This is a genomic window from Hydrogenophaga sp. YM1, assembly GCF_016903055.1.
GTDB lineage: Bacteria > Pseudomonadota > Gammaproteobacteria > Burkholderiales > Burkholderiaceae_C > Hydrogenophaga > Hydrogenophaga borbori.
Genome location: NZ_CP070223.1, coordinates 1,393,197 through 1,414,289, shown reverse-complemented (window position 1 = coordinate 1,414,289; position 21,093 = coordinate 1,393,197). Strand labels below are relative to the sequence as shown.

Here is a 21,093-nt window from a genome sequence, read left to right as displayed (position 1 = left end):
GGGAGAATTGTCCGATGAAATCCGACGCCGCTTCCCCGATGGCCGTGACGCCCCAGTGCGTCGTGGCGCTCTCCTGGACCCTGAAGGACACGCTGGGCGAGGAACTCGACGTGCTGGAGGAGCCGGTCGAATTCCTCGTCGGCGGCAACGACCTGCTCGGCAAGATCGAAGAGGCCCTGCAGGGCCACGTGGCCGGCGACACGCTGGACCTGCACCTGGAGCCGCTCGACGCCTTCGGCGACTACGACGACCAGCTGCTGTTCCTGGAGCCGCGCGACCGCTTCCCCGAGCAACTGGAAGAGGGCATGGGCTTCGAGGGCCTGCCGCCCGGTTGCAACCCCGCCGCGCCACGCGACCGCCTCTTCTTCGTGAGCGACATCTACCCCGACCACGTGGTGCTCGACGGCAACCACCCGCTCGCGGGCATCGCCATCCGCATCCACCTCAAGCTGCACGCGGTGCGCGAGGCCACGGAGGAAGAGATCGGCCAGGGCACGCTGGGCGCGGGCTTCTTCCGCACCCAGCTGGACGTGACGGACCCGGCGCAGTCGCCGCCGGTCCCGCCCACCCTGCACTGACAAGAAACACCGCCGCCGCGCTTCGCGCACCTCCTCAAGGGGGCGGCGCCTGCGGCCCGGCAAAGCCGGTTCCGCGGCGCCTCTTGGTGGTGTGGCTGGTGCGGCGGAGGTTTTTCAGCCTCGTCCTGTCGAGCCGTAGCCGCCCGCCCCGCGCGCGCTCTCGGCCGCGAAGTCGTCGACCACGTTGAAGCGCGCCTGCACCACGGGCACGATGACCATCTGCGCCAGGCGCTCCATGGGCTCGATGGTGAAGGCCACGTCGCTGCGGTTCCAGGCGCTCACCATGAGCTGGCCCTGGTAGTCGCTGTCGATCAGGCCGACCAGGTTGCCCAGCACGATGCCGTGTTTGTGGCCCAGGCCCGAGCGCGGCAGGATCAGCGCCGCGTAGCCCGGGTCGGCCAGGTGGATGGCCAGGCCCGTGGGCACCAGCTGCCAGGCGTTGGGCGCCAGGTGCAGCGGGGCGTCCAGGCAGGCGCGCAGGTCCAGCCCGGCGCTGCCCGGTGTGGCGTAGGCCGGCAGCTGGCCCGCCATGCGCGGGTCGAGGATCTTGACGTCGATCTGCATGCGCTCGGCCTCAGTTGCCTTTGGGTTTCAGCGCGTCTTCCAGCGCCTTGTTCGGGTCGACCTCCGCCGGCGCCGCTTCTTCGGGCTCGGGCTTGAGCCCGTCGGCGGACGGCTCTGCCGACGGCGTCTCTTCCTCCGTGCCGTAGCCGCTGTCCTCGGACGGTGGCGCCATGTCGCGCAGCAGCTCCTGCACGGCCTGGTTGTCCACCTTGACGGGCGCGCCCAGGCTGCCGACCACGATGCCCGGGTTGAGCATGACCACCGCGACCATGATCAGTTGAAGGACGATGAAGGCGATCGAGCCCTTGTAGATCTGCGCCGTGGTGACGGCCGGGATCAGCTGGCCGGTGACCTTGTCGGTGTAGTCCTGCCGCGCGGCCACGCTGCGCAGGTAGAACAGCGCGAAGCCGAAGGGCGGCGTGAGGAAGGAGGTCTGCATGTTCATCGCCAGGATCACGCCGAACCAGATCAGGTTGATGTCCAGGCTCTGGGCCACGGGCACCAGCAGCGGCACCACGATGAAGGCGATCTCGAAGAAGTCGATGAACATGCCCAGCACGAACACCAGGAAGTTCACGACGATCAGGAAGCCCATCTGCCCGCCGGGCAGCTTGTCGAACAGGTGCTCGACCCAGATGTGGCCGTCGGCCGCGTTGAATGTGAAGCTGAACACCGTGGAGCCGATCAGGATGAACAGCACGAAGATGGACAGCTTGGTGGTGCTCTCCAGCGCCTCGCGCAGCAGCTTGAGGCTCAGCGTTCGCCGGCCCGCGGCCATGATGAGCGCGCCCAGCGCGCCCATGGCGCCGCCCTCGGTGGGCGTGGCCACGCCCAGGAAGATGGTGCCCAGCACGAGGAAGATCAGCACCAGCGGCGGGATCAGCACAAAGGTCACCTGCTCGGCCAGGCGCGAGAGCAGGCCCAGGCGGAACAGGCGGTTGAGCAGCGCCAGCACCAGCGCCAGCACCGACGCGACGCTGATGGACATGATCACCACCTCGTCGCCACCGGGCGCCATCTGGCGACCGATCAGGGGATTGATGATGGCCTCGTGGTTGCGGGCCCAGAACCAGCCGGCCACCGCGCAGATCACCAGCAGCACCAGCAGCGAGCGGTGGCCCGAGGCGCCGCTGGGCTCCGAGTAGATGCGCGCTTCCTTGGGCAGCGCCGGCACCCACTTGGGCAGCACGATGGCCACCACGGCGATGAACAGCAGGTACAGGCCCACGAGCATCAGACCCGGGACCAACGCGCCGGCATACATGTCGCCCACCGAGCGGCCCATCTGGTCGGCCAGCACGATCAGCACCAGCGAGGGCGGGATGGCCTGCGCCAAGGTGCCCGAGGCCGTGATGGTGCCCATGGCGATGGTGCGGTTGTAGCCGTAGCGCAGCATGATGGGCAGCGAGATCAGGCCCATGGAGATCACGGCGGCGGCGACCACGCCGGTGGTGGCTGCGAGCAGCGCGCCCACGAGAATCACCGCCACGGCCAGGCCACCGCGCACCGGGCCGAACACCTGGGCCACGGTCGACAGCAGCGCCTCGGCCATGCGGCTGCGCTCCAGGATGATGCCCATGAGTGTGAAGAACGGGATGGCCAGCAGCGTCTCGTTCTGCATGATCCCGAACACGCGCAGCGGCAGGGCCTGGAACAGGCCGGGCGGAAAGAGCCCAATCTCCATGCCGACGTAGCCGAAGAACAGGCCAGTGGCCGCGAGGGCGAAGGCAACCGGGAAGCCCGACAGCAGGAAGGCCAGCAGGCCGCCGAACAGCAAGGGCACGAAGTTGTGGGTAAGGAATTCGACCATGGCCCGCTCGCTCAAGCCTTCTTATGGGAGGCGGTGTCGGCCTCGGACATTTCTCGCACCAGGAAATCGGCCTCTTCGGGCTCCTTGTGGGCCAGCACGTCGGGGCCTTGGCCGCTCAGAAACGCCGCGCGCTTGACGATCTCGGAGCAGCCCTGCAACAGCAGGATGGCAAAACCCAGCGGAATCAGCAGGTACACCGGCCAGCGGATGAGGCCGCCGGCGTTGGACGACATCTCGCCCGACGCCCAGGCACGCGCGAACACGGGCCAGCCTTCGTACATCATGAGCAGGCACAGGGGCGCGAGGAAGATGACGATGCCGGCGATGTCCACCCAGTTGCGTTGGCGCGCGCTGAACTTGGACGACAGGAAGTCGATACGCACGTGCGCGTTGCGCAGGAAGGCGTAGCCGCCGCCCAGCAGGAACACCGCGGCGAACAGGTACCACTGCACCTCCAGCCAGGCGTTGGAGCTGGTGCCGAACACCTTGCGGACGATGGCGTTGACCGCGCTGATGAGCGTGGCCGCGAGAACGAACCACATCATCAGGCGGCCGATGCGGTCGTTGATGGCGTCGATGAGTCGAGAGATCGAAAGTAAGGCTTGCATGTGAACCCCATGGGTATGGGCGTGGGCCGCGCGGGGGTGACCGCATGGCCGGGGCGCCCCGCGGGCGTGTCACCCGCGGGACAGGGGCCACGAAGGCCCGAGAAAAAAACCCCGCCGTGGCGGGGTGCCGGCCCGGGGGCCGGCGAGGCTCAGAGCTTAGCCGATTGCATGTAGCGGTCGAACTGGGCCTCGGTGAAGCGGAACCACAGGTTCTGGTCCCGGCGGAAGTTCGAATAGTCGGCGTAGATCTTCTTCCAGTGGGGGTTGGAGGCGTTGAGCTCCTCGTACAGGCCCATGGACTCTTTGAAGGCCAGGTCCATGATCGGCTTGGGAAAGGCCAGCACCTTCGCGCCGCCGGCCACCAAGCGCTTGAGGGCCGCGGGGTTGCGCGCGTCGTAGCGGGCCTGCATCACCGTGTGGGCGTGCGAGGCCGCGTTCTCGACCATGGCCTTGTGCTCGGTCGACAGGCCGTTGTAGGCGGCCTTGTTGACGTAGAACTCGAGCTGCGCGCCACCTTCCCACCAGCCCGGGTAGTAGTAGTTCTTGGCAACCTTCTGGAAGCCCAGCTTCTCGTCGTCGTACGGGCCCACCCATTCGGTGGCGTCGATGGTGCCCTTCTCCAGCGCCTGGTAGATCTCGCCGCCGGGGATGTTCTGCGGCACGCCGCCCATGCGCGTGAGCACCTGGCCGGCGAAGCCGCCGATGCGCATCTTCAGGCCCTTGATGTCGGCCGCGGTCTTGATTTCCTTGCGGTACCAGCCGCCCATTTGCGCGCCGGTGTTGCCGCCGGGGAAGTTGACGATGTTGTACTGGTCGTAGAACTCGCGGAACAGCTTGAGGCCGTTGCCGTCGTACATCCAGGCCGTGAGCTGGCGGCTGTTCAGGCCGAAAGGAATGGCGGTGGCCATGGCGAAGGTCGGGTCCTTGCCGAAGAAGTAGTAGGGCGCCGTGTGGCCCATCTCCACCGTGCCGGCCTGCACCGCGTCGACGACGCCGAGCGCCGGCACCAGTTCGCCCGGCGCGTGCACGCTGACCTCGAACTTGCCGCCCGACATCGCCTTGATGCTGGTGGCGAAGACGTCGGCGGCGCCGTGGATGGTGTCCAGTGCCTTGGGAAAGCTGGATGTCAGGCGCCAGCGGATGGTGGCCTGGGCGTGCACCGCAGGCGCGATGCCGGCGGCGAGCACGCCGGCGACTCCGGCATGCCGGATAAGAGAACGACGGTCCATGTGTTTCAACTCCGTGGTGGTTATGTCGGCCCGCCACTGCGTGCGGGCGCCCCAGAGGGCCACGGAATTCTAGAAATCGGCCCCGCGCTCACCTCGGGGGTTTTCCCTCGAAGCGAGGGCTTGTCCGGGGGGAAGCGTTCAGCCTGGCGTCAGGCTGAGTCCGGCCTGGGTCAGGCCACGACCTTCAGGCCCGACGCACCGTCCAGAAGCGCGCCGAAGCGCTCGCGCACGCTGCGCTCGATGCCGGCGGCGTCCAGGCCCTGCAGGGACAGCAGCTTGGCCGGATCGCCGTGTTCGATGAAGCTGTCGGGCAGGCCCAGCGCCAGCACCGGCAGCGCCAGGCCCTCGGCCTGCAGCGCCTCCATCACGGCGCTGCCGGCGCCGCCCATGACGCTGCCCTCTTCCACCGTGACGATGGCCTCGTGCGTGCGCGCGATCTCGCGCAGCAGGCCGGTGTCGAGCGGCTTGGCCCAGCGCATGTTCGCCACCGTGGCGCCCAGCCGCTCGGCCGCGCCGAGCGCCGGGTAGAGCAGCGTGCCGAAGGCCAGGATGGCCACGCGGCGGCCCTTGCGGCGAAGCTCGCCCTTGCCGAAAGGCAGGCCGTCCAGGCCCTCGGGCTGGGCCGCGCCCACGCCCGCGCCGCGCGGGTAGCGCACGGCCACCGGATGGTTCTGCGCGAAAGCGGTGGACAGCAGCTGGCGGCACTCGGCCTCGTCGGCCGGGCAGGCCACCGACACCTGGGGAATGCAGCGCAGGTAGGCAATGTCGTAGGCGCCCGCGTGCGTGGCACCGTCGGCGCCCACCAGGCCCGCGCGGTCGAGCGCGAAGACGACCGGCAGGTTCTGCAGCGCCACGTCGTGGATGAGCTGGTCGTAGGCGCGCTGCAGGAAGGTGGAGTAGATGGCCACCACCGGCTTGAGGCCTTCGCAGGCCAGGCCGGCCGCGAAGGTCACGGCGTGTTGCTCGGCGATGCCGACGTCGAAGTAACGGTCGGGGAAGCGGCGCTGGAACTCGACCATGCCCGAGCCCTCGCGCATGGCCGGCGTGATGCCGACCAGGCGCGAATCGGCCGCGGCCATGTCGCACAGCCACTGGCCGAAGACCTGCGTGAAGGTGGTCTTGGGCGGCGTGGCGGGCTTGGTCAGGCCCACGGCGGGGTCGAACTTGCCGGGGCCGTGGTAGGCCACCGGATCGGCCTCGGCGAGCTTGTAGCCCTGGCCCTTCTTGGTGACCACGTGCAGGAACTGCGGGCCCTCGTGGGCGTCCATGAGCTGGCGGATGTTCTCCAGCGTGGGGATCAGCGAGTCGAGGTCGTGGCCGTCGATGGGGCCGATGTAGTTGAAGCCGAATTTCTCGAACAGCGTGGCCGGCACCACCATGCCCTTGGCCTGCTGCTCGAACCGCTTGGCCAGCTCGAACAGCGGCGGCGCTCCCTTGAGCACCTGCTTGCCCACGTGCTTGGCGGCGGCGTAGAACTGCCCGCTCATGAGCTGCGCGAGGTAGCGGTTGAGCGCGCCCACGGGCGGCGAGATCGACATGTCGTTGTCGTTGAGCACGACCAACAGCTTGCCGTCGGCCACGCCGGCGTTGTTCAGTGCCTCGAAGGCCATGCCGGCGGTCATGGCGCCGTCGCCGATGATGGCCACCGCGCGGCGGTCCTCGCCCTTGGCCTTGGCCGCCAGGGCCATGCCCAGCGCGGCCGAGATGCTGGTGGACGAGTGGGCGGTGCCGAAGGTGTCGTACTCGCTCTCGTCGCGGCGCGGGAAGCCGCTGATGCCGCCGAGCTGGCGCAGCGTGTCCATGCGGTCGCGCCGGCCGGTGAGGATCTTGTGCGGGTAGGTCTGGTGGCCCACGTCCCACACCAGCCGGTCCTCGGGTGTGTTGAAGACGTAGTGCAGCGCGATGGTGAGCTCGACCGTGCCGAGGTTGGAGCTCAGGTGCCCGCCGGTGCGCGCCACGCTGTTGAGCAGGAACTGCCGCAGCTCGTCCGCCAGCGGCTTGAGCTGCGGGCGCGTGAGCTGGCGCAGCTGCGCCGGCGATGAGATGGTGTCGAGCAAGGCGGTGATCGGTGCGTTCATGGAGCGTCGTCGTTCACGGACGGTTCTCGGGCCTCAGCTGGCGCGGTGGGCCACCCAGTCGGCCAGGGCATGCAGCGTGCCAGGCCGCTCGAGGCCGCTGCGGTCCAGCGCGGCGTGGGCGCGCGCCAGCACATTGTCGGCATAGGCCTGGGCCGGCCCCAGCCCCATGAGCGACACGAAGGTGGGCTTGTCGGCCGCGGCGTCCTTGCCCGCGGTCTTGCCCAGCGTGGCCGAATCGGCGGTGACGTCGAGGATGTCGTCCACCACCTGGAAGGCCAGGCCGACGCAGGCGCCGTAGTCGGCGAGTGCGGCCAGGGTGTCGCGCGCCACGGCGCCGGTGGCCGCGCCCATGGTGACGCTGGCCTGCAGCAAGGCGCCGGTCTTGCGCCGGTGCATGGCCTCCAGCTGGCGCTGGTCCAGGGCGATGCCCACGCTGGCCAGGTCCACCGCCTGGCCGCCGGCCATGCCGTCGGCCCCGGCGGCCAGCGCCAGCAGGCGGCACAGGCGCGCGCTCATGGCGTCGCCCAGGCTGCCGTCGCCGGGCACCAGCAGCTCGAAGGCCAGGGCCTGCAGGGCATCGCCCGCGAGCAGGGCCTGGGCCTCGCCGAACTTCACGTGCACCGTGGGCTTGCCCCGGCGCAGCACGTCGTTGTCCATGCAGGGCATGTCGTCGTGCACCAGGGAGTAGGCGTGGATGAGTTCCACCGCGCAGGCCGCGCGCATCGCGGCGTCGGCCTGGCCGCCCACGGCCTCGCAGGTGGCCAGCACCAGCAGCGGGCGCAGGCGCTTGCCGCCGTCGAGCACCGCGTAGCGCATGGCCTCGCCCAGGCCGGCAGGGGCGTCCAGGGGCACCCAGCCCGACAGCGCCTGCTCCACCGCGGCCTGCTGCGCGCTGCGCCACTGCACGAAGGTCTGGTCCAGCACCGCGCGAGCCGCCGCCGGGCCGCCCCAAGACGGCTCAGCCCCCTGGGGGGGCCGCGACTCGCGCAGCGAGGGAGCGTGGGGGGCCCCGTTCATTCGGCCTCCCAGGGCTTGCTCTGCCCGGCCTCGAACACCTGGATCTGCTGCTCCACCGCCTGCAGACGGTCGCGGCAGAAGGCCAGCAGCTCGGCGCCGCGCTGGTAACGCGAGAGCAGTTGGTCAAGGGGCAGCTGGCCGGCGTCGAGCTGGGCAACGAGTTGCTCGAGTTCCTGCAGCGCGGCCTCGTAGCTGGGGGCCACGGGCGGTGTCTCGGCGGGGGCCTTGCGGGCGGGCGGTGGCGTCATGGGCCTCGTGGGAAAGAAACCCCTGGGGGGCATTCGAGACAAAGCGGCCATTTTAGCGAGGGGGCATTTCCGCCGCCCCACGCCCGATGCACCCCAGGGGTACAATCCGCGCTCTTTTTTTCCGAAACGACGGGCCCTGCGGGCCCGGAGGGACGCACCCACACCCATCCCGCGCGAATTCGTCTGACGAGCACAGCGCTTCCCTGCCCCTTCATAGGGGGAGTCTTTAGGTCAGGACAAGCATGTCTGATTTGAGTCTTCAACTTCAGCAGGCCAAAAGCCAATTCCCGGTGTCGAGTTACTTCGACCAGGCGCTGTTCCAGCGCGAGCTGGAGACGATCTTTCAGCGCGGGCCCCGCTACGTGGGGCACGCTCTCTCCGTTCCGAACATCGGCGACTACCACGCCCTGCCGCAAGAGGGCGGAGGCCGCGCACTGGTGCGCACACCCTCGGGCGTCGAGCTGATCTCCAACGTCTGCCGCCACCGCCAGGCCATCATGCTCAAGGGCCGCGGCAACCTGCAGGGCCACCAGCCCGGCCACGCGGGCGGCAACATCGTCTGCCCCCTGCACCGCTGGACCTACAGCGGCACCCACACGCCCGCCGGCGCCGGCCCCGCCGGCCAGCTGCTGGGCGCGCCGCATTTCGCGCACGACCCCTGCCTGAACCTCAACAACTACCGGCTGCGCGAGTGGAACGGCCTGCTGTTCGAGGACAACGGCCGCGACATCGAGGCCGACCTGGCCGGCATGGGCCCGCGCGAGACGCTGAGCTTCGAGGGCATGGTGCTCGACCACGTCGAACTGCACGAGTGCAACTACAACTGGAAGACCTTCATCGAGGTCTACCTCGAGGACTACCACGTGGGGCCCTTCCATCCGGGCCTGGGCAACTTCGTCACCTGCGAGGACCTGCGCTGGGAGTTCCGGCGCGAATACTCGGTGCAGACGGTGGGCGCGCAGAACCTGCTCGGCCAAGCTGGCAGCCCCACCTACCAGCGCTGGCACGACGTGCTGATGAACTACCGCCAGGGCCAGCTGCCCGAGCACGGCGCGATCTGGCTCACCTACTACCCGCACATCATGGTGGAGTGGTACCCGCACGTGCTGACCGTCTCCACGTTGCACCCTATCGGCGTGGACAAGACGCTCAACATGGTGGAGTTCTACTACCCCGAGGAAATCGCCGCCTTCGAGCGCGAGTTCGTCGAGGCGCAGCGCGCGGCCTACATGGAGACCTGCATCGAGGACGACGAGATCGCCGAGCGCATGGACGCGGGCCGCAAGGCCCTGCTGGCGCGCGGCGACAACGAGGTCGGCCCCTACCAGAGCCCCATGGAAGACGGCATGCAGCACTTCCACGAGTGGTACCGCGAGAAGATGGGCACGGCCTTCGCCGGCTGATATGCGCATCTACGCGAACAGGTTTCGCCGCCGGGCCGCCCCAAGGCGAAACGCACCCCCTCGGGGGGCAGCGAGCCGCACAGCGGCGGAGCGTGGGGGCTGACGCATGCAGGCGCTCTGGATGCTGCTCGCATCCCTCTTCTTCGCGAGCATGGGCGTGTGCATCAAGTTCGCCGCCGCGCACTTCAACAGCTTCGAGACCGTGTTCTACCGCGGCCTCGTGGGCATGGCCTTCCTGTGGGGCCTGACGCGCTGGCAGGGCGTGTCGCTGGCCACCCGCGTGCCCATGATGCACGCCTGGCGCAGCCTGGTCGGCACCATCTCGCTCACGGCCTGGTTCTACGCCATCGCCCTGCTGCCGCTGGCCACGGCCATGACGCTCAATTACATGAGCAGCGTGTGGATCGCCACCTTCCTGCTTGGCGGCGCGGTGCTCACGCAGGCGCGCGGCTCGCCGGTGCGCGAACAGGCGCCGCTGTTCTTCACGGTGATCGCGGGCTTCGTGGGCGTGGGCCTCATGCTGCGGCCCAGCTTCCACCATGACCAGGCCTTCGCCGGCCTGGTGGGCCTGCTGTCGGGCGTGTTCGCCGCCCTGGCCTACCTGCAGGTGGCCGCGCTGTCCAAGGTGGGCGAGCCGGAGAGCCGCACGGTCTTCTACTTTTCGCTCGGCTCGGCGCTGGCGGGACTCCTCGGCATGATGTTCGTCGGCGCCACCCCCTGGCACTGGCCCGGCGCGCTGTGGCTGCTGCCCATCGGCCTGCTCGCGGTGTTCGGGCAGCTGTGCCTGACGCGCGCCTACGCGCAAGGCGCCACCATGGTGGTCGCCAACCTGCAGTACTCGGGCATCGTGTTCGCGGCGCTGTTCGGCATCACCGTGTTCGGCGACCGCCTGCCGCTGATCGGCTGGGTCGGCATGGCGCTGATCATCGTCAGCGGCATCGCGGCCACCGTGCTGCGCTCGCGCACCGTGCCGCCCGTGCCTGCGGAAGAACCCTAGCCCCGGGCCAAGGGAAACGCATGCGATCTGCATCACAATGTGCGCATGCTTAACTTGTTGATACAAGTCCGCGAGCTGCGGGCCCTGCTCGACACCGGCGCCCCCGTGCTGGTGATGGACTGCAGCTTCGACCTGATGAACCCGGCCGCGGGCCGCGCGCAGTTCGAGGCCGAGCACCTGCCCGGCGCGATCTACGTGGACCTGGACCGCGACCTCAGCGACAAGGGCCGCCCGGCCAGCGAGGGCCGCCACCCCCTGCCCAGCCGCGAGCGCTTCGCGGCCCGGCTGGCCGAACTGGGCCTGAACCCGGGCGTGCAAGTGGTGGCCATGGACCGCCAGGGCCTCAACTACTGCGGCCGGCTGTGGTGGATGCTGCGCTGGTGCGGCCACGAGGCCGTGGCCGTGCTCGATGGCGGCCTGGCCGCCTGGAAAGCCGCCGGCGGCGCGTTGGACAGCGGCCCGGCGCAGGCCCGTCCGGCGGGCGACTTTCGCCTGGGGCCTTCGCTGGCGCCCACGGTGGACACGGCGGGCCTGCAGGCCCGCCTGGGCCGGGCCGACACCACCGTCATCGACGCGCGCGCGGGCGCGCGCTTTCGCGGCGAGGTCGAGCCACTGGACCCGGTGGCGGGCCATGTGCCGGGCGCACTCAACCGCCCCTTCGGCGAGAACCTGCAGGCCGATGGCCGCCTCAAGCCCGCCGACCAGCTGCGCCGCGAATTCGACGCCCTGCTCGGCGGCCGCGACCCCGCCGGCGTGGTGCACCAGTGCGGCAGCGGCGTGAGCGCCGTGCCCAATCTGCTGGCCATGGCCGTCGCCGGCCTGGGCACCACCACCCTGTACCCGGGCAGCTGGAGCGCCTGGTGCAACACCGAGGGAACGCCGCGTGCGAGAGGCTGATGCAAGGGCCTGACTCGGTCGGCGTATCGGCGCGGGCCGAAACGCCCGACGCGGCCGACCTGCGCAAGACCCTGCTGTGGGTCTGCATGGTGGTCGGCATCGCGGCGCTGGGTATCGCCGCGATGGACCTGCTGCTGTCGCCCCCCGAGCAGAGCGAGGCCTCCCTCGCCGGCGCCCTGTCGGCCGTGGCCTGGGCCTGCTGGCTGGCGCTGCGCACGCGCCGGCTCTCGCCGGAACCGGTGGCCGCGCTGGTCATCCTGGGCGTGCTGACCACCGCCACGTTCTCGGTGGTCGTCTATGGCTCGGTGCGCACGGCGGTCAACTTCCTGTTCGTGGCCGCGGTGGTCGGGGCGGGCATCTTCCTCGGACGGCGCGCGCTGCTGGCCTCGGTGGTGGTCACGGCCGCGCTGCTGGGCCTGCTGGGCTGGATCGAAGCCCAGGGCGGCTTCGCGCACACGCCCAACTTCTCGATGAACCTGCGCGTGTGGCTCACGCAGGCCACCACCCTGGTGGTCGTGGGCCTGGTCGTCATGCACGGCCGCGCCGTCAGCCACCGCGCGCTGCAGCGCCTGCGGCACGAGCTCGAGCGGCGCCACCAGACCGAGCAGGAGCGCGACCGCAGCCTGGAACGCTTCACGCGCATCTTCCGCTCCAGCCCGAGCCCCATGATCGCGCAGTCCGCGCGCACGGGCGCCATCCTCGACGTCAACCCCGCCTTCGAGCGCTGCTACGGCCACCGGCGCAGCCAGGTACTGGGCCGCCAGGACACCTTCCTCTGGGCCGACCCCATGGAGCGCGAGCGCTACATGGAGCGCCTGATCGCCGAGCGCCACATCGCCCAGCACCGCGCCCGCGGCCGCCGCGCCGACGGCAGCGAGTTCGACGCCATGGTCTCCAGCGAGATGGGCAACGACGACGAGGACCGGCTCATCATCACCACGGTGAGCGACATGACCGGCCGCGAAGAGCTCATCCGCCGCCTGCAGCGCTCCGAGGCGCTGTTCTCCAAGGCCTTCCACTTCGCGCCGCTCAACCTCACCATCACGCGCCTGTCCGACGGCCGCTTCCTGGAAGTGAACCGCGCCAAGGACAAGGCGCAGGGCCTGGAACCCGAGGAGTTGCTGGGGCGCACCTCGGTCGAGGTCGGTGCCTGGCTCACGCCCGAGGACCGCGAGCGCTTCATCGAGCGCCTGCGCCGCGATGGCCACGTGGACGGCTACGACACGCAGATGCGGCACAAGGACGGCACGCTGGTCGACTCGCGCGTCTGGGCCGAGATCGTCGACATCGACGGCGAGCCCTGCATCCTGTCCTCCAGCGTCAACGTCAGCGAAGAGAAGCGCCGCGAGGCCCTGCTGCTCGAAGTGGCCAAGGGCGTGGCCGCCGAGACCGGCGAGGCCTTCTTCGGCGCGCTGGCGGAAACCCTGAGCAACGCCATCGGCGCCAACCTCGTGGCCCTGGCCGAGACCACCGACGACGGCGAGCTGCAGACCCTGGGCGTGTGGCGCGACGGCCGCGCCGCACGCAACTTCCGCTTCAACGTGGCCGGCACGCCCTGCGCCGACACCCTGCGCCAGACCGGCCTGATGACCTGCACCGCCCAACTGGCCGAGAACTACCCCAACGCGCCGCAGCTGCGCGCCCAGGGCTTCCAGGCCTACCTGGGCCAGGCGCTGCGCGACGCCGATGGCCAGGCCACGGGCATGCTGATCGCCATGTGGCGCACGCCGGTGACGGTGAAGGCCGACGTCCAGGCCCTCATCTCCATCTTCGCCAGCCGCGCCAACGCCGAGCTGCTGCGCCTGCGCCGCGAGCGCGAGATCGTGAGCCTGAACGAAACACTGGAGCAGCGCGTGCGCGAGCGCACGGCCGAGCTGCAGAAGCTCAACGCCGAACTCGACGCCTTCGCCTACTCCGTCTCGCACGACCTCAAATCGCCGCTGCGCGCCATCGACGGCTTCACGCGCCTCATGCAGGAGCAGCTCGACGGCAAGCTCGACGAGGACACGCAGCAGCTGTTCGACCGCGTGCTGCAGTCCTCGCAGCGCATGGGCGCCATCATCAACGACCTGCTGGCGCTGGCGCGCGTGAGCCAGGGTGTGCTGCAGCGCAGCCCGATCGACCTGAGCGAGCTCGCGCGCAGCGTGCTCGACCACGAACTGGCGCGCGCGCCGCAGCGCCGCGTGCGCGCCGAGCTGGCGCAAGACCTGGAGGCCGACTGCGACCCGCGCCTGGCCCGCATCGTGCTGGAAAACCTCATCGGCAACGCGCTGAAGTACACGCGCGACCGCGAGGAGGCCCACATCGAGTTCGGCCTGGACGGCGTTGCCGAGGACGGCACGCCCAGCTTCTTCGTGCGCGACAACGGCGTGGGCTTCGACATGAAGTACGTCGACCAGCTCTTCAAACCCTTCCAGCGCCTGCACCGGCCCAGCGAGTTCGAGGGCACCGGCATCGGCCTGGCCACGGTGCGCCGCATCATCGAGCGGCACGACGGCCGGCTCTCGGCCGAAGGCGCCGTCGGCCAGGGCGCCACCTTCCGCTTCTGCTTCGGCAACCCGCCACGCTGGAGCGAGAGCGAGTCACAGAAACTGTGAGCGGGCGCCCGGCCCGGCGCGCTCAGTGCCCGCCGTGCGCCAGGCCGCTCACCAGCGTGACCATGCCGATGCCCACCGCCAGCCAGGCAATCTGCGCCACCGTCTCGCGCAGGCTCAGCCGCTTCTGCAGCTGCGGAATCAGGTCGGCCAGCGCCACGTAGACGAAGCTGCTGGACGCCGCCACCAGGAAGTACGGCAGCCAGTCGTCCAGCGAGGCCAGCAGCGCGTAGCCCACCAGGCCGCCCAGGGCCGTGACCGTGCCCGCCATCGACACCTTGAGCAGGGCCGCGCGCGGCGAGCGCGAGGTCTGGCGCAGCACCACCAGGTCGCCCATGTGGTGCGGCACCTCATGCGCCAGCACCGCCAGGGCCGCCACCACGCCCAGCCGCAGGTCGGCCACGAAGGCCGAGGCGATCAGGATGCCATCGCCGAAGGCGTGCACGCTGTCGCCCAGCAGCACGGCCCAGCCGCCGGCGCGCCGCTCCTCGTGGTGGTGGTGCCCGTGGTGGTGGTGGGCGTGCCCGACCCCGGCCTCCTGGCCGTGTTCATGGCCATGCTCGTGGCCGTGGTGCCAGAGTTCGGCCTTGTCGAGCAGGAAGAAGAACACCAGGCCGCCCAGCAGCAGCGCGAACAGCTCGTGCGCGCCGGCCGCGCTCTCGAAGGCTTCGGGCAGCAGGTGCATGAAGGCCGTGGCCAGCAGCGCGCCGGCCGCCAGGCTGAGCATGTGCTGCGTGAAGCGCGCCAGCATGGCGTAGCCCAGCAGCGCCGCGATCCACACGCTGCCGACACCGGCCGCGACCGTTCCGATAAGAATGGCCAACAAGGTCATATCAGTCTTCAGTTACTCGGTAGAACAAGACCTGCGGAGCACGGGCGGTCGAACCGAGTGACACCGCGGAACCGGCTGGGCCGGGCCGCGGGTGTCGCCCCCTTGAGGGGGTCGCGCGAAGCGCGGCGAGGTGTCTCGTTTCAGGCCACGCCGTGCTGCTTGAACCAGGCCAGGGCACGCTTCCAGCCGTCCTCGGCCGGCTCCTTGCGGAAGCTCGGCCGGTAGTCGGCGTGGAAGGCGTGCGGTGCGTCCGGGTACACCACGAAGGTCGATGCCTTGGCCGCCGCGCTGCCGCCCGCCAAGGCCGATTTCATCTTATCAACCGTGTCAAGCGGGATGCCGGTGTCGGCCGCGCCGTAGAGCCCCAGCACCGGGCCGTGCAGCTGGCCGGCCACGTCCACCGGGTTCTTCGGGGTGAGCGCGTTTTGCTGCCCCACCAGGCGCCCATACCAGGCCACGCCCGCCTTCACCGCCGGGTTGTGCGCGCTGTACAGCCAGACCTGGCGCCCGCCCCAGCAAAAGCCGGTGATGCCCAGCTTGCGGGTGTCGCCGCCGTTGGCGGCCGCCCACTTCACGGTGGCGTCCAGGTCGCCCATCACCTGGGCGTCGGGCACCTGGCTGATCACTTCGGCGATGAGCTTGGCCATTTCGCCGTAACCCTGGGCGTCGCCCTGGCGCACGAACAGCTCGGGCGCGATGGCCAGATAGCCCGCCTTGGCGAAGCGGCGCGCGGTGTCGGCGATGTACTCGTGCACGCCGAAGATCTCCGACAGCACCAGCACCACGGGCAGGCCGGTCTTGCCGGCCGGCGCGGCGCGGTAGGCCGGCATCTTGAAGCCGGCCACATCGATCATCACCTCGCCCACGGTCAAACCGTCGGACGGGGTGCGAATCGCCGTCTGGGCCATCAGCGGCGCGGCGGCGGCGGCATAGCCCGCGCCCAGGGCGGCCTTGAGGGCGGTGCGGCGGGTGGGGCCCGCTTGATCGGCACGGCCGCCCAGCAGGGCTTCGGCGTCGCGGGTCATGTCTTGTTCGAGCATGGGTCGTCTCCTGACGGGTGGTGGAAAGTCAAGCTGACTCGTTGGCGGGCCTGAAGTTCTGGTCAATCGGGCCCGACGCAGCGCAACCCAGAAACACCGCGGAACCGGCTGTGCCAGGCCAATGGTGTTGCCCCCTGGGGGGCGCGCGAAGCGCGGCGGGGGGATTCGTGGTCAATGCGCCTTGTCCCAGTTGGGGCCGACGCCGATCTCGGCCAGCAGCGGCACCCGCAGCTCGGCCACGCCGGCCATCAGGCGCGGCACTTCGCTGCGCACCCAATCGACCTCGTCCGCGGGCACCTCGAACACCAGTTCGTCGTGCACCTGCATGATCATCTTGGTGCGGCGCTCCTGGTCGTCCAGCGCGGCCTGCACGGCCACCATGCTCATCTTGATGAGGTCGGCCGCGGTGCCCTGCATGGGCGCGTTGATGGCCTGCCGCTCGGCCGCCTTCTTGCGCGGGCCGTTGCCGCCGTTGATTTCCGGCAGGTACAGGCGGCGCCCGAAGGCGGTTTCCACGTAGCCCTTCTTCTGTGCGGAGGCCACCGTCTGCTCCATGTAGCGCTTGACGCCCTCGAAGCGCTCGAAGTAGCGCTGGATGTAGTTCTTCGCCGCCGTGTTGTCGATGCCCAGGGCCTTGGCCAGGCCGAAGGCGCTCATGCCGTAGATGAGGCCGAAGTTGATCACCTTGGCGTAGCGGCGCTGCTCGCTGCTGACCTGCTCCAGTTCCACGCCGAACACCTCGGCCGCGGTGGCGCGGTGCACGTCCTGGCCTTCCTGGAAGGCGCGCAGCAGGGCCGCGTCCTCGCTGATGTGGGCCATGATGCGCAGCTCGATCTGCGAGTAGTCGGCGCTGGCGATCACGCTGCCCGGCGGCGCCACGAAGGCCTCGCGCACGCGCCGGCCCTCGGGCGTGCGAATGGGGATGTTCTGCAGGTTCGGGTCGTTGCTGGACAGGCGCCCCGTCACGGCCACGGCCTGCGCGTAGTGCGTGTGCACGCGGCCCGTACGCGGGTTGGCCATCTGCGCCAGCTTGTCGGTGTAGGTGCCCTTGAGCTTGGACAGGCCGCGGTGCTCCAGGATCTTGGCCGGCAGCGGGTAGTCCTCGGCGAGCTTTTCCAGCACCTCCTCGTCGGTGCTGCGCGCGCCGGTGGCGGTCTTCTTGATGACGGGCAGGCCCAGCTTGTCGAAGAAGATCTCGCCGAGCTGCTTGGGGCTGCCCAGGTTGAAGGGCTGGCCGGCGATGGCATAGGCCTCCTGCTCCAGCGCCACGATGCGCTGGCCCAGTTCGTGGCTCTGCGCGGCCAGCGTGGGCGCGTCGATCAGCACGCCGTTGCGCTCCACCCGGTACAGCGTTTCGCTGCTGGCCATCTCCAGCTCGTAGATGAACCTCAGCTTCTCATCGGCCTGCAGGCGCGGCCACAGCACGCGGTGCACGTCCAGGGTCTGGTCGCTGTCCTCGCAGGAATACTCGGCGGCCTTGGCCACGTCCACCTGGGCGAAGGGAATCTGGTGCGCGCCCTTGCCGCAGATGTCCTCGTAGCTGATGCCCTTGCGGCCGGTGTGGCGCTCGGCCAGGCTTTCCAGGCCGTGCGGCTTGTGCACCTCCAGCACGTAGCTTTGCAGCATGGTGTCGTGCTCGTAGCCGCGCACCTCGATGCCGTGGTTGGCGAAGACGTGGCGGTCGTACTTGACGTGCTGGCCCAGCTTGGGCCGCATGGGGTCCTCCAGCCAAGGCTTGAGCCGGGCGAGCACCTCGTCGAAGGGCAGTTGCTCGGGCGCGTCGGGGCCGGCGTGGCGCAGCGGGATGTAGGCCGCCTCGCCCGGCGTCACGCTGAAGGAGATGCCGACGATCTCGGCCACCATTTCGTCCAGCGAAGTGGTTTCCGTGTCCAGGGCGGTCAGCTCGGCCGCCTGCAGGCGCGCCAGCCAAGTGTCGAACAGGTCCCAGCTCAGGATGGTGTCGTACCTCAGCGCGGGGCGCGCTGCACCGGACGCGGGCGGGTCATCGAACAGGCCTTCGGTGGCACCGGGCGCCACGGCGGTCGAGCCCGGCGCCACCGGCGCCTCCTGGCCCGCCGCCGCCTTGGCGGCGAGCGACTTGAAGCCGTACTGGTCGTAGAAGGCCTGCAGGGCCTGGTGGTCGGGCTCGCCCAGGCGAACCGCGTCCAGCGCGGGCAGGCCGGGCACGAAGCCGTTCAGGTCGCAGTCGGTCTTGATGGTCAGCAACTGGCGCCCCGTGGGCAGCCAGTCCAGGGCCTTGCGCAGGTTCTCGCCGGCCACGCCCTTGATCTCGCCAGCGCGCGCCACCAGCGCGTCCAGCGAGCCGTACTCCATCAGCCACTTGGCGGCGGTCTTGGGACCCACCTTGTCCACGCCCGGCACGTTGTCCACCGCGTCACCCACCAGGGTCTGGTAGTCGACCATCAGGTGCGCCGGCACGCCGAACTCGGCCTGCACGCCCGCGAGGTCGCGGCGCTTGCCGCTCATGGTGTCGATGATGGCGATGCGTTCATTGACGAGCTGGGCCAGGTCCTTGTCGCCGCTGCTGACGATGACGTCGAACCCCTGCTCGGCCGCCGTGCGCGCCAGCGTGCCTATCACGTCGTCGGCCTCCACGCCGGGCACGTCCAGCACGGGAAAGCCCAGCAGGCGCACCACCTCGTGGATGGGCGGGATCTGCGCGCGCAGGTCCTCGGGCATGGGGCTGCGGTGGGCCTTGTACTCGGCGTAGATCGCGTCGCGGAAGGTCGGGCCCGAGGCGTCGAAGACACAGGCGGCGAACAGCGCGGGCACTTCCTTGCGAAGGCTCTGCACCATGTTGATCATGCCCCGGATGGCCCCGGTGGCGGGGCTCGTCGGGTCGCCAGGCACGGCCCGCAGGTCGGGCATGGCGTGGTAGGCGCGGTAGAGGTAGCTCGATCCGTCGATCAGCAGCAGGGTTCGGGTGGCGTCCTGGGTCATCCCGACATTGTGGGGGAAGGCCGCGCCGGCGGCGGGCCCATGCCACGCGGGACCACCCCGGTGCCTACAATGCGCGGATGGCCTCCACCCCTTCCCTTCTGCGCGCGGTCCTGCTCGCCGCGCTGGCCGCGCCGGCCCTGGCGCAGCAGCCCGCACCGGCCGAGTCCGTGCCGCTGCAGCGCGCCCCGGGCGACCGCATCGAGCGCATTACCCACGAGGACGCGCTCACCCGCATCGACGAGCTGCGCGTGGACGGCCAGACCCAGTCCATCCAGGTGCAGCCCAAGAACGGCGCGCCGGCCTATGAAATCCAGCCGCGCGGCGCCGCCAACACCCCCGGCGAAACCGCGGGCCGCCCCTCGGGCAACAGCGGCCGCAGCAGCTGGCGCCTCTTCAACTTCTGACATGGCCGTCTATACCGAGGTCCCGTTCGCCGAAGCCGCCGCCCTCATCGAACGACTGAACCTGGGCACCCTCACCGAGCTGCGCGGCATCCAGGGCGGCATCGAGAACACCAACTACTTCGTCACCAGCGAACGCGACGGCCAGACGATCGAGCACGTGCTCACCGTGTTCGAGCGCCTGAGCGCCGAGCAGTTGCCGTTCTACCTGCACCTGATGAAGCACTTGGCCACGCACGGTATCCCCGTGCCCGAGCCGGCGGCCGACGCCCAGGGCGAGATCCTGCATCGCGTGCAGGGCAAGCCCGCCGCCGTGGTCGACAAGCTGCGCGGCGCCAGCGAGCTGGCGCCCACGGCCGCGCACTGCGCCGCCGTGGGCGCGCTGCTGGCCCGCCTGCACCTGGTCGGCCGCGACTTCGAGCGCCGCCAGCCCAACCTGCGCGGCCTGCCCTGGTGGAACGAGACCGTGCCCGTGGTGCTGCCCTTCATCGACGGCGCCCAGGCCGCCCTGCTGCAGTCCGAGCTGGCCTACCAGAACCATGTGGCGCAGAGCAGCGCCTACCTGGCCCTGCCGCGCGGCCCCATCCACGCCGACCTGTTCCGCGACAACGCGATGTTCGAGGACGGCGCGGTCAGCGGCGTCTTCGACTTCTACTTCGCCGGCGTGGACACCTGGCTGTTCGACATCGCCGTGTGCCTGAACGACTGGTGCGTGCGCCACGGCGGCGACACCGACGGCCAGCCCGAGCCCGCGCTGGAGCAGGCTTTCCTCTCGGCCTACGAAAGCGTGCGTCCGCTGACGCCGGCCGAGCGCCGCTTGCTGCCCGCCATGCAGCGCGCGGGCGCGCTGCGCTTCTGGCTGTCGCGCCTGTGGGACCTGCACCTGCCGCGCGAGGCCGCCATGCTGCAGGCGCACGACCCGGGCCACTTCCAGCGCGTGCTGCGCGCCCGCCTGCCGAACGCGCCCGCGGCGAGCGCGGCGCCGGAGGCCTTGGCCGCATGAAGCTCCAGGTCAACAAGGCCAGCCTGGGCTGGTTGTGGGTCAAGCTCGGCATGCGCACCTTCCTGCGCCAGCCGCTGGCGATGTCGGGCCTGTTCTTCATGTTCATGGCCCTGGTCTCGGTGCTGTCCATCGTGCCCATCCTGGGCACGGCGGTGGCGGCGGCGCTGGTGCCTGCGGCCACGCTGGGCCTGATGGCCGCCACGCGCGAGGCCGAGCAAGGCCGCTTCCCCATGCCTTCGCTGCTGCTCACGGCCTTTCGGGGCGGCACCGAGCGCCGGCGCGGCATGCTGCTGCTGGGCGCCATGTATGCGGTGGCGCTGTTCCTGGTGATGGGCGTCGGCGCGCTGTTCACGGACGGTGCCCCCACCCCCTTGCCCGAGGGCAGCGCCGAGGTCACGCCCGAAATGGTGGGCGCCGCCGTCGGCCGCCCCGGCCTGTGGGCGGCCCTGCTGGCCTACCTGCCCGTGCTGATGGCCTTCTGGCACGCGCCGGCGCTGGTGTTCTGGCACGGCGTGCCGCCGGCCAAGAGCCTGTTCTTCAGCCTGGTGGCCTGCTGGAGCAACAGGGGCGCGATGCTGCTCTTCGTCGCCGGCTGGACGGTGGTCTTCATGCTCACCGGCCTGCTCCTGGGCATGCTGGGCTCCATCGTCGGAGGGCCCGAGGTGATGCAGGTGGTGGTCTACCCCATCGTGCTGTTCATGGCCTCAATGTTCCACACCTCGCTGTGGTTCACGGTGCGCGACAGCTTCGCTTTCGACGCGCCCGAGCCGGACGCTTCCCCCTCGGCCTGAGCCCCGCCGCGGGCGCCCCAAAAGAAAAGCCCGCACCGGCCA

The 21,093-nt window shown here is 70.1% G+C and carries 18 protein-coding genes; 8 read left to right on the top strand and 10 right to left on the bottom strand.

The annotated features are described in order from the left end of the window. Window positions 1-38 precede the first annotated feature (38 nt). Entirely contained in the window at window positions 39-578 is a 540-nt protein-coding gene (locus JNX00_RS06845; RefSeq protein WP_116958037.1) for a peptidylprolyl isomerase, read from the top strand. A 114-nt stretch (window positions 579-692) separates the two neighbouring features. Here JNX00_RS06845 and dut read toward each other — a convergent pair whose 3' ends face one another. The 7 genes from dut to xseB all read right to left on the bottom strand — a co-directional run bounded on the left by dut (window position 693) and on the right by xseB (window position 8,132). Continuing rightward, window positions 693-1,142, bottom strand: a complete 450-nt coding sequence (gene dut / locus JNX00_RS06840; RefSeq protein WP_070398791.1) for a dUTP diphosphatase — start codon at window positions 1,140-1,142, stop codon at window positions 693-695. A 10-nt stretch (window positions 1,143-1,152) separates the two neighbouring features. After that, window positions 1,153-2,952: a TRAP transporter large permease subunit gene (locus tag JNX00_RS06835; protein ID WP_070399200.1), complete on the bottom strand. Its 1,800-nt coding sequence runs from the start codon at window positions 2,950-2,952 to the stop codon at window positions 1,153-1,155. An 11-nt stretch (window positions 2,953-2,963) separates the two neighbouring features. Beyond that, window positions 2,964-3,560: a TRAP transporter small permease subunit gene (locus JNX00_RS06830; RefSeq protein WP_070398792.1), complete on the bottom strand. Its 597-nt coding sequence runs from the start codon at window positions 3,558-3,560 to the stop codon at window positions 2,964-2,966. A 149-nt stretch (window positions 3,561-3,709) separates the two neighbouring features. Next, window positions 3,710-4,789 (bottom strand): TRAP transporter substrate-binding protein, encoded by a 1,080-nt coding sequence (locus JNX00_RS06825; protein ID WP_204744475.1) that lies wholly within the window; start codon window positions 4,787-4,789, stop codon window positions 3,710-3,712. Between the two features lie 170 nt (window positions 4,790-4,959). Then, window positions 4,960-6,867, bottom strand: coding sequence for a 1-deoxy-D-xylulose-5-phosphate synthase (gene dxs, locus JNX00_RS06820; RefSeq protein ID WP_204744474.1), 1,908 nt, complete (start codon window positions 6,865-6,867; stop codon window positions 4,960-4,962). 33 nt (window positions 6,868-6,900) lie between these two features. Then, window positions 6,901-7,884 carry a polyprenyl synthetase family protein gene (locus JNX00_RS06815; RefSeq protein WP_239478268.1) on the bottom strand — a complete coding sequence of 328 codons (984 nt, stop codon included), beginning with the start codon at window positions 7,882-7,884 and terminating at the stop codon, window positions 6,901-6,903. After that, entirely contained in the window at window positions 7,881-8,132 is a 252-nt protein-coding gene (gene xseB, locus JNX00_RS06810) for an exodeoxyribonuclease VII small subunit (RefSeq protein ID WP_070398796.1), read from the bottom strand. The genes JNX00_RS06815 and xseB overlap by 4 nt, the downstream gene beginning before the upstream one ends. 242 nt (window positions 8,133-8,374) lie before the next feature. On the opposite strand from xseB, the gene JNX00_RS06805 reads away from it, so the two are divergent. The 4 genes from JNX00_RS06805 (at window position 8,375) to JNX00_RS06790 (ending at window position 14,026) form a co-directional block, all read left to right on the top strand. Further along, on the top strand, window positions 8,375-9,535 hold the full coding sequence (locus JNX00_RS06805; protein ID WP_204744473.1) for an aromatic ring-hydroxylating dioxygenase subunit alpha: 1,161 nt from the start codon (window positions 8,375-8,377) through the stop codon (window positions 9,533-9,535). A gap of 106 nt (window positions 9,536-9,641) precedes the next feature. Further along, on the top strand, window positions 9,642-10,532 hold the full coding sequence (locus tag JNX00_RS06800) for a DMT family transporter (protein WP_204744472.1): 891 nt from the start codon (window positions 9,642-9,644) through the stop codon (window positions 10,530-10,532). A gap of 45 nt (window positions 10,533-10,577) precedes the next feature. Continuing rightward, complete coding sequence (locus JNX00_RS06795) at window positions 10,578-11,429, top strand: sulfurtransferase (protein WP_070398799.1); 852 nt, start codon at window positions 10,578-10,580, stop codon at window positions 11,427-11,429. Continuing rightward, window positions 11,429-14,026, top strand: a complete 2,598-nt coding sequence (locus tag JNX00_RS06790; RefSeq protein ID WP_204744471.1) for a PAS domain S-box protein — start codon at window positions 11,429-11,431, stop codon at window positions 14,024-14,026. Before JNX00_RS06795 ends, JNX00_RS06790 begins: the two co-directional genes overlap by 1 nt. Before the next feature lie 22 nt (window positions 14,027-14,048). Here the strand turns inward: JNX00_RS06790 and JNX00_RS06785 are convergent, their stop codons facing one another. The 3 genes from JNX00_RS06785 to polA form a co-directional block, all read right to left on the bottom strand. After that, window positions 14,049-14,855 carry a ZIP family metal transporter gene (locus tag JNX00_RS06785; protein WP_204744470.1) on the bottom strand — a complete coding sequence of 269 codons (807 nt, stop codon included), beginning with the start codon at window positions 14,853-14,855 and terminating at the stop codon, window positions 14,049-14,051. Between the two features lie 140 nt (window positions 14,856-14,995). Continuing rightward, entirely contained in the window at window positions 14,996-15,895 is a 900-nt protein-coding gene (locus JNX00_RS06780; protein ID WP_204744469.1) for a dienelactone hydrolase family protein, read from the bottom strand. Between the two features lie 171 nt (window positions 15,896-16,066). Continuing rightward, the gene (gene polA / locus JNX00_RS06775) at window positions 16,067-18,856 is read right to left on the bottom strand and encodes a DNA polymerase I (protein ID WP_204744468.1); all 2,790 of its coding nucleotides are present in this window, start codon (window positions 18,854-18,856) and stop codon (window positions 16,067-16,069) included. Window positions 18,857-18,933: 77 nt separating this feature from the next. On the opposite strand from polA, the gene JNX00_RS06770 reads away from it, so the two are divergent. Genes JNX00_RS06770 through JNX00_RS06760 form a run of 3 tightly spaced genes read left to right on the top strand, consistent with a single transcriptional unit; the run spans window position 18,934 to window position 21,051 of the window. Then, window positions 18,934-19,260: a hypothetical protein gene (locus JNX00_RS06770; protein WP_070398804.1), complete on the top strand. Its 327-nt coding sequence runs from the start codon at window positions 18,934-18,936 to the stop codon at window positions 19,258-19,260. 1 nt (window position 19,261) lies between these two features. Further along, window positions 19,262-20,260 (top strand): homoserine kinase, encoded by a 999-nt coding sequence (locus tag JNX00_RS06765; protein ID WP_204744467.1) that lies wholly within the window; start codon window positions 19,262-19,264, stop codon window positions 20,258-20,260. Further along, window positions 20,257-21,051 carry a BPSS1780 family membrane protein gene (locus JNX00_RS06760; protein WP_204744466.1) on the top strand — a complete coding sequence of 265 codons (795 nt, stop codon included), beginning with the start codon at window positions 20,257-20,259 and terminating at the stop codon, window positions 21,049-21,051. Before JNX00_RS06765 ends, JNX00_RS06760 begins: the two co-directional genes overlap by 4 nt. Window positions 21,052-21,093: the final 42 nt, after the last annotated feature.

Excerpts from the sequence above, each read along its gene's own strand:
- JNX00_RS06845 (WP_116958037.1), top strand. The coding sequence starts at position 39 with ATGGCCGTGACGCCCCAGTGCGTCGTGGCGCTCTCCTGGACCCTGAAG.
- dut (WP_070398791.1), bottom strand. The coding sequence starts at position 1,142 with ATGCAGATCGACGTCAAGATCCTCGACCCGCGCATGGCGGGCCAGCTG.
- JNX00_RS06835 (WP_070399200.1), bottom strand. The coding sequence starts at position 2,952 with ATGGTCGAATTCCTTACCCACAACTTCGTGCCCTTGCTGTTCGGCGGC.
- JNX00_RS06830 (WP_070398792.1), bottom strand. The coding sequence starts at position 3,560 with ATGCAAGCCTTACTTTCGATCTCTCGACTCATCGACGCCATCAACGAC.
- JNX00_RS06825 (WP_204744475.1), bottom strand. The coding sequence starts at position 4,789 with ATGGACCGTCGTTCTCTTATCCGGCATGCCGGAGTCGCCGGCGTGCTC.
- dxs (WP_204744474.1), bottom strand. The coding sequence starts at position 6,867 with ATGAACGCACCGATCACCGCCTTGCTCGACACCATCTCATCGCCGGCG.
- JNX00_RS06815 (WP_239478268.1), bottom strand. The coding sequence starts at position 7,884 with ATGAACGGGGCCCCCCACGCTCCCTCGCTGCGCGAGTCGCGGCCCCCC.
- xseB (WP_070398796.1), bottom strand. The coding sequence starts at position 8,132 with ATGACGCCACCGCCCGCCCGCAAGGCCCCCGCCGAGACACCGCCCGTG.
- JNX00_RS06805 (WP_204744473.1), top strand. The coding sequence starts at position 8,375 with ATGTCTGATTTGAGTCTTCAACTTCAGCAGGCCAAAAGCCAATTCCCG.
- JNX00_RS06800 (WP_204744472.1), top strand. The coding sequence starts at position 9,642 with ATGCAGGCGCTCTGGATGCTGCTCGCATCCCTCTTCTTCGCGAGCATG.
- JNX00_RS06795 (WP_070398799.1), top strand. The coding sequence starts at position 10,578 with ATGCTTAACTTGTTGATACAAGTCCGCGAGCTGCGGGCCCTGCTCGAC.
- JNX00_RS06790 (WP_204744471.1), top strand. The coding sequence starts at position 11,429 with ATGCAAGGGCCTGACTCGGTCGGCGTATCGGCGCGGGCCGAAACGCCC.
- JNX00_RS06785 (WP_204744470.1), bottom strand. The coding sequence starts at position 14,855 with ATGACCTTGTTGGCCATTCTTATCGGAACGGTCGCGGCCGGTGTCGGC.
- JNX00_RS06780 (WP_204744469.1), bottom strand. The coding sequence starts at position 15,895 with ATGCTCGAACAAGACATGACCCGCGACGCCGAAGCCCTGCTGGGCGGC.
- polA (WP_204744468.1), bottom strand. The coding sequence starts at position 18,856 with ATGACCCAGGACGCCACCCGAACCCTGCTGCTGATCGACGGATCGAGC.
- JNX00_RS06770 (WP_070398804.1), top strand. The coding sequence starts at position 18,934 with ATGGCCTCCACCCCTTCCCTTCTGCGCGCGGTCCTGCTCGCCGCGCTG.
- JNX00_RS06765 (WP_204744467.1), top strand. The coding sequence starts at position 19,262 with ATGGCCGTCTATACCGAGGTCCCGTTCGCCGAAGCCGCCGCCCTCATC.
- JNX00_RS06760 (WP_204744466.1), top strand. The coding sequence starts at position 20,257 with ATGAAGCTCCAGGTCAACAAGGCCAGCCTGGGCTGGTTGTGGGTCAAG.